The sequence below is a fragment of the Stieleria sedimenti genome, from assembly GCF_025060895.1.
GTDB classification, from domain to species: Bacteria; Planctomycetota; Planctomycetia; order Pirellulales; family Pirellulaceae; genus Stieleria; species Stieleria sedimenti.
In genome coordinates, this window is record NZ_JANZKV010000178.1 from 53,502 (window position 1) to 60,136 (window position 6,635).

Genomic DNA, 6,635 nt, shown 5'->3' on the forward strand with positions numbered 1-6,635 from the left:
ACGCGTCTGGGACGACAGACCCGATGCGGTTTCACGGTTTTGACGCGCTGCGTGTCGCCGGCATGTTGGCAGTCATCTACATCCATGCCAGTGATACGAACGATGTTGTCGAGTGGGGAATGCGGTATCTGGGCTTTGCGGTGCCGTGTTTCTTGATGATGAGTGCCTTTCTGGCCCAGCAAACCATCCTTCGAAAAAACATCGCCCCTATCGATTGGATCACCCGCAAGTTCAAACGCTTGGCACCTTCTTATTTTGCCTGGACCGCGATCTATTTAGCCGTGCGATTCGCGAAATCGATGGCGACCGGTGAGCAACTTGAATCCGGGATACTCGGCAGCATCTTCTGGGGCGACGCATCGCATCAACTTTATTTTGTCCCCTTCCTTTTCTACAGCTTCGTCTTATGGACCGGCTTGATGAGGCTGGCTCGGCGGCGTCCGGTGACGACGGCAGGATTATTGGCCGTTTCTACCGTGATTTTTGTGTGGCAGGCGTCAGCAATTGAAGCAAGCTTGCCGGCCAATCGTTGGTTTATCGGAAAGAACATGGCTTGGTTTCCGATCGGAATGTTGTTTGCCATCGTGGTTGAACAATTGCGAGAGAAACGCGAGTGGTTTTTCTGGCCGATCTTGGCGTTGCTGGTCGTGATGTTGCTCAGCGACTTTCTGAATGTCTATGCGATTTCAACGGTCGTTTTCGCGTTAGCGATTGCGGCCCAGCGTCCCGCGCCCGACTGGCTCAAGCACCTTTCGATCTACAGTTTCGGGGTGTACCTGTCGCACGTCCTGTTCATCGAAGGGATGCAATTCATCGCACCGCGACTCGGACTGAACCTTCAGTCGATCAGCGTAACGCTGGGAATCATGGTGATCGCGGGGCTCTTCTCCTATGCGACCTGTATGCTTCTCGGCCAGTCCAAGTGGAGTCGCTGGAGCGTCACATGAGCGGGGCGAAGCAAGACCGCCCGCGTGTCTCGGTCGTGATGGGGGTTTACAACGGTGCGTCTCAATTGACGGCGACGGTTGAGAGCATTCTTGAGCAAACATTCGAGGACTTCGAATTGATCCTCGTCGATGACGGGTCGACGGACGGATCATCGGAAATGCTGAGGGAATTTGCGGCGCAGGATCGTCGGATTGTGCTGTTGCATCAACCCAACGCGGGGCTGACCTGTGCACTGATCAAAGGATGTGATCACGCGCGGGGCGAGTTCATTGCTCGACAGGACGTCGGTGACCGATCGCTTTCGAGGCGTTTGGAAAAACAGGTCCAATACCTGGATCGTCATCCCGATGTGGTTGCGGTCGGCGCGGGATGTCGAAGAATCGGCCCTGAGGGAGAGTTTCTTGGGGAGACGATACGAGATCAAAGTCCAGAACAGATCACCGCCGCGTTCCTCGCCGAAGGAATTGGCATCTCTCATACCGTGGCGACGTATCGAACCGATGCCTACCGCTCGATTGGCGGTTATCGCCGCGAGTTCCGGTTTGCGCAAGACACGGATCTTTGGCATCGAATGACAGGTGTCGGCCAACTCGGCGAGTTGCCGGAGGTTTTGTTTGAATGGGGAATTGACATGGATGGGATCAGCTCGACCAGTCACGATCGGCAACGCCAACTCGCGATGCTGGCACAGGAGTCCTACCGGTGTCTCCAACGCGGAGAGGATGATCACGAGATCCTCCGCCGGGCGCAACAGACGAGCTGGGGCGAAATTCCGCCAACGACGGTGATTTCACCGCGTGTCGCACTGGCGAGTGCTGAGTTTTTTATCGGTAGCCAGCTCTACGCCATCGGGGACCATCGCTGTCGGCCCTATTTGTTGCGTGCCATCCGGCAGCGGCCGTTTTGGATTCGCCCCTGGGTGAAGGTTGTGTTGTCCTATTTGCGATTGCCGGTAAAAGATGCTTGAGACGTTGATACGAACGTTTCGCTTGGTCAGTTGGAGGATGCGCGCGTTCGGTTGGTCCATTCGCGGCGCCAGGCTCCAACCAAAGGTCAACATCGGTGCGCGATGCCGCATGGATTATCCTCACGGCATCTGGTTGGGGACTCGGGTGACACTCGAAGACGACGTGTGGTTGAAACTGGTCAATCAACAGGCAAAGCTTAACGTCGGTGGGTTCACTTTTTTGGGCCGGGGGACCGAATTAGATGTTTCCCAACAGGTCTCCATCGGCAGCAACGTTTTGATCGCCCCGCGGGTGTTCATCACCGATCATTCGCACAACTCCAGGCGTGGCCTTCCGATCAATCAACAGGGTTGTAACAGTCAAGCGGTCAGCATTGGAAATGATGTTTGGATCGGAACTGGAGCGACGATCCTTTCCGGAGTGACGATCGGCGACGGCGCCGTAATCGGTGCCGGAGCGGTGGTCAGGAGCCACGTGCCCGAGAATGAAGTTTGGGCCGGGGTTCCGGCACGGAAAATTGGTGAACGGTAACGGTGCGATGACGAAGTTAGCGGCGATTCAGACTCCAAACGATCTTCAACGTTGGCAATCCGGACAGCCATCGATGATGCGGCTTGCCGCTTTCCTCAATCGAGTTTCGCCACGTGGCAAGGGCGCCATTCCCAGATTCATCGGCCGGAGGTTCGGGGGCAGGTGGAAAACGACCATCACCACCGATTCCGGATGCAAGTTGGCCGTCGACCCGGCTAACTTGGACCTGTTTGTGACGATTGAGAACGAGGGCGCTTGGGAGCCATGGATACGCCGCGTTTGTACAATCGCAATGCAAAACGGCGGTGTGATGTTCGACGTCGGTGCCAACGCCGGCGCGATCTCCAATGAAACCGCGCTGGCCTGCCCGGGAATCACCATCAAAGCATTCGAGCCACAAGTGGAACTTGCGAGGCTCGTGGCCGTTTCCGCGCAGCTGAATGGATTACATGAGATCGAAGTGTTTTCCGTCGCCGTCGGTGATCACGAGGGAACTGTCCAGCTGCACAAACCGGCTCATGCCTTACATGCATCGTTGATGACATCAGGTCAGGCCGGAGAAGCGGTCGTCGATGTGCCCCTCATTTCACTCGACTGGGCGGTCCATTCGGGACAACTTCCTGCGCCGACATTCATCAAAGTCGACGTCGAGGGTGGCGAACTCGGCGTTTTGAATGGGGCTCAGCAAATCCTGACGAAATACCAGCCTGTGGTGATTTTCGAAGCCAACGAAAGCTCCGATCGCTTCGGCTACGGCCGCGAAGATCTGTTTGCCCGATTCCGTCAATGCGGAGACTATGAATTTTTCTGGATCGCGCCGGGCGACGTCCTCGCCAGCCCGAAGCGGCGCGCGACCGAATTCGAATCCCACTATCAACGCGTTTAAGTTCTCCACCAGATGTCACCCAACGTGTCAATCGTCATACCGACGCTCGGACGCGACACGGTTCTCGCCGCGACGATCGAATCGCTGTTGGCGCTTCCGTCGCCGGCCGCAGAAGTCTTGATCGTTGATCAAAGCCCCGAACATGATCAACCGACGACAGAACAACTGACACATTGGAACTCAACGAGGGCGATTCGTTGGATGCGACTGCCGAAACCATCGATTACGCGGTCCATGAACCACGGTTTGCGCGAAGCGAATTCTCCACTGGTGCTGTTCTTGGACGATGACATTCGCCCCAACGCGGATATCGTCGCCGTTCATGCGGCGGCTCATGCCCGGTGTCCGCAACTGTGGGCGACCGTCGGACAAGTCATCCAACCCTGGCAAAAACCGAAGCCGATCGACGCTCCGCGCGCCCTGACGGGCCTACGCCGCGACGAAGACTTTCCGTTTCACTCCACACGTGAGATGGAAGTCCATAACGTGATGGCCGGAAATCTTTGCGTCCATCGCGAACGCGCTCTGTCGATCGGCGGCTTTGATGAAAACTTTCAAGGTGCCGCTTATCGATTCGAAACCGAATTCGCCCGCCGATTGGAAGCCGCCGGCGGATCGATCCGATTTCTCGGGTCGGCGGGCATCGATCACTTGCGTGTCGAGACAGGAGGGACACGTGTGTCCGGCAGTCATTTGACCAGCTCTTCGCCTCGACATGGCGTCGGTGACCACTATTACGCTCTGTTGCATGCTCGATCGGCATGCGAAGCGAATGCCTACTGTTTGCGACGCATCCTGCGTGAGGTCCGGACCAAGTTCCACCTGACCCATCCGTGGTGGATTCCGGTGAAGCTGTTGGGGGAAGGGCGAGCCTATCTGGCAGCGCGACGATTGATGCGAGATCGGATGAAAGTGTTGAACCCCTCGGATTCGATCAAGGCCAACGAGCAGTCGCCATGAAACTCGCCTTTCTGACGACGCACCCGATTCAATATCAGGTGCCGGTGTTCCGGCACTTGGCGGCCGAGGATGGCGTCGAATTCCAGGCCGTCTTTTGCACCCTGCCGACCGCCGAGCAGCAGGGCGCCGAATTCGGCGTCAAGTTTGAATGGGACATTCCGCTGTTGGCGGGCTATGACTACCACGTCTTGGACAATGTTTCCAAGACGCCGGGTTTGATGCACTTTGCCGGCTGTGATACCCCCGGCGTCGCGGACTACTTTCGCAGCCAGGGGTTCGACGCGGTCGTGATCAACGGTTGGGTCGTCAAGAGTTGTCTGCAGGCGGCGCGGGCCTGCAAACGGTTGCGCATCCCCTGCATCGTTCGCGGCGAAGCCAACAATTTGCGGCCGCGAGCCTGGTGGAAGCGATTGATCCACAAGCGGCTGATGCGGTTTTATGATGCGTTTTGCCCGATCGGTAAAGCCAGCGCGGCCTTCTATCGCGAACTCGGCATTCCCGACGAGCGGATGTTCTTGGCGCCGTACTGCATCGAGAATGAGCGTCTTGCCGCAACCAGCCCATGCGATGAGGATTCCATTGCCGCCGCACGTCGACGTTTCAAGATCAACGCCGACACGTGCTGCTTTCTTTTTTGCGGAAAGCTGATCGAAAAAAAACAGCCCATCGGTTTGATGAAAGCCGTCGCGCTGGCCAAACAACAGGGTGCCGAGTTTCAGCTGTTGGTGGTGGGTGAGGGCGCCCAACGAGAGCAATGCGAGCGATTGTCGCGCGAGGGAAACCTGCCGGTTCAGTTCGCGGGCTTCCTGAATCAATCGCAAATCGGGCAAGCTTACAGCGCCGCGGACGCCTTGGTGCTGCCCTCGGACAATGGCGAAACGTGGGGGTTGGTGGTCAATGAAGGCTTTGCGGCCGGCCTGCCGGCGTTGGTCAGTGATCAGGTGGGCTGTCACCCGGATTTGATCCATGAGGGAGCGACGGGGTGGGTACACCCGTTTGGTGATTGGCAGACGCTCGCCGACCAAATCACGCGAGCTGCCGGTGACCGCGCAGAACTTCAACAAATGGGCCGCAATGCGAAAGCGTTGATCCGACACTACAGCCCCCGCGACGCAGCCGACGGAATCCTGCGCGCCGCTCGCTTTGTCACCGGGCAGGGGAGCTAAGATGATTCGCGTCGCCTTGCTCGACACGACGGTGCCCGGTGAACCCGGAAGCATGGGACGGTATCGTGATCAGCTTGCCGGTGCGCTGGCAACGTACTTTTCCGATGAAGTTGAAGCGTCGGTGAAGTTCTTGGGGTGTGGTCGGGAAACGCTCGATCGCACACCCAACCGATTGCGAATGTGGCGACGTCACCATCACATTTGGCGTGCCGCCCGGAATTTGGATGTTTCCAAATACGACGTGGTTCACTTGCTGGACGGAAGTTTCGGCTATGCCGCGGGCGCAGTGCAGTCGGGCCGCGTCGTCGTGACGGTCCACGATGTGATCCCTCGATTGCAAATGGATGGAGTCTTTGCCGGCGCGCCGCCGGTCGGACGCGGGGCGCGTTGGCTGATCAATCGATCGTTGCGTGGCGTCGGGGCATCCAGCGTGGTTTGCTCAGACAGCCAAAGCACGGCGGAGGACTTGCAGCGGTACGCATGCCGGCCCGCGGGAGGTATTCGAGTCGTCCCGCTTGCCATCGAAACCGAGCTGTTTGAAGGCCCCCGAGAATCGCTGGACGCGGTCGGCCAGCAGAGCCCGTTCCTGTTCCACCTGGGCAACAATGGATTCTATAAAAATCGCGCCGGTACGATCGAGATTCTGAAGCGAATCGACAAGAACATTCCGGTTCGGTTGGTACTCGCTGGGCCTACGCCGGACGGAGCACTGCGCGAGGTTTGCAGCAACAGCGGCATTGCAAATCGAATCGAGTTTTTGATCGATCCCGATCAGCAGACGCTCTCGGAATACTATCGCGCCGCGGCGGCGTTCCTGTTTCCGAGTCTCTACGAGGGATTCGGGTGGCCGCCGCTGGAAGCGATGGCCGCCGGATGCCCGGTGGTTTCTAGCGATGCGGGGTCGCTTCCCGAAGTGATCGGCGATGCCGGCGTGATTGCGAGCTGCGGCGACTACGACGCGATGGCCCGAGGTTGTGAAAGGCTGCTCATGGATGAAGTGTTTCGTGATCGGATGATTCAAGCCGGAACCGAGCGGGTGAAACAATTCAGCCGAAAACGCTTGGCGGAGAACATGATGGGGGTGTATCGAGCGGTGTTGGAGAGAAACGGAGATGGCAGAAAAATGGCGAACAGAACAACGGGAAGAAACCGACAAGAAAATGGGTGACAGGAAAA

Annotated in this window: 7 protein-coding genes; all 7 read left to right on the forward strand. The window is 57.8% G+C overall.

Annotated features, from left to right (window positions below):
- Positions 1–23: 23 nt before the first annotated feature.
- The gene (locus NZK35_RS22510; protein ID WP_259634779.1) at positions 24–947 is read left to right on the forward strand and encodes an acyltransferase; all 924 of its coding nucleotides are present in this window, start codon (positions 24–26) and stop codon (positions 945–947) included.
- Positions 944–1,915 (forward strand): glycosyltransferase family 2 protein, encoded by a 972-nt coding sequence (locus NZK35_RS22515; RefSeq protein ID WP_259634780.1) that lies wholly within the window; start codon positions 944–946, stop codon positions 1,913–1,915. The genes NZK35_RS22510 and NZK35_RS22515 overlap by 4 nt, the downstream gene beginning before the upstream one ends.
- Before the next feature lie 109 nt (positions 1,916–2,024).
- A complete protein-coding gene (locus NZK35_RS34750) occupies positions 2,025–2,447 on the forward strand; it encodes an acyltransferase (RefSeq protein WP_323379654.1) in 423 nt (140 codons plus the stop codon).
- Positions 2,448–2,454: 7 nt separating this feature from the next.
- Positions 2,455–3,333 (forward strand): FkbM family methyltransferase, encoded by an 879-nt coding sequence (locus tag NZK35_RS22525; protein ID WP_259634781.1) that lies wholly within the window; start codon positions 2,455–2,457, stop codon positions 3,331–3,333.
- A gap of 24 nt (positions 3,334–3,357) precedes the next feature.
- Positions 3,358–4,293, forward strand: coding sequence for a glycosyltransferase family 2 protein (locus NZK35_RS22530; RefSeq protein ID WP_259634782.1), 936 nt, complete (start codon positions 3,358–3,360; stop codon positions 4,291–4,293).
- Entirely contained in the window at positions 4,290–5,459 is a 1,170-nt protein-coding gene (locus NZK35_RS22535) for a glycosyltransferase family 4 protein (RefSeq protein ID WP_259634783.1), read from the forward strand. Before NZK35_RS22530 ends, NZK35_RS22535 begins: the two co-directional genes overlap by 4 nt.
- Position 5,460: 1 nt before the next feature.
- The gene (locus NZK35_RS22540; RefSeq protein WP_259634784.1) at positions 5,461–6,627 is read left to right on the forward strand and encodes a glycosyltransferase family 4 protein; all 1,167 of its coding nucleotides are present in this window, start codon (positions 5,461–5,463) and stop codon (positions 6,625–6,627) included.
- Positions 6,628–6,635: the final 8 nt, after the last annotated feature.

Coding starts and splice junctions, on each gene's coding strand:
- NZK35_RS22525 (WP_259634781.1), top strand. CDS start 2,455: ATGACGAAGTTAGCGGCGATTCAGACTCCAAACGATCTTCAACGTTGG.
- NZK35_RS22510 (WP_259634779.1), top strand. CDS start 24: ATGCGGTTTCACGGTTTTGACGCGCTGCGTGTCGCCGGCATGTTGGCA.
- NZK35_RS22535 (WP_259634783.1), top strand. CDS start 4,290: ATGAAACTCGCCTTTCTGACGACGCACCCGATTCAATATCAGGTGCCG.
- NZK35_RS22515 (WP_259634780.1), top strand. CDS start 944: ATGAGCGGGGCGAAGCAAGACCGCCCGCGTGTCTCGGTCGTGATGGGG.
- NZK35_RS22540 (WP_259634784.1), top strand. CDS start 5,461: ATGATTCGCGTCGCCTTGCTCGACACGACGGTGCCCGGTGAACCCGGA.
- NZK35_RS34750 (WP_323379654.1), top strand. CDS start 2,025: ATGGATTATCCTCACGGCATCTGGTTGGGGACTCGGGTGACACTCGAA.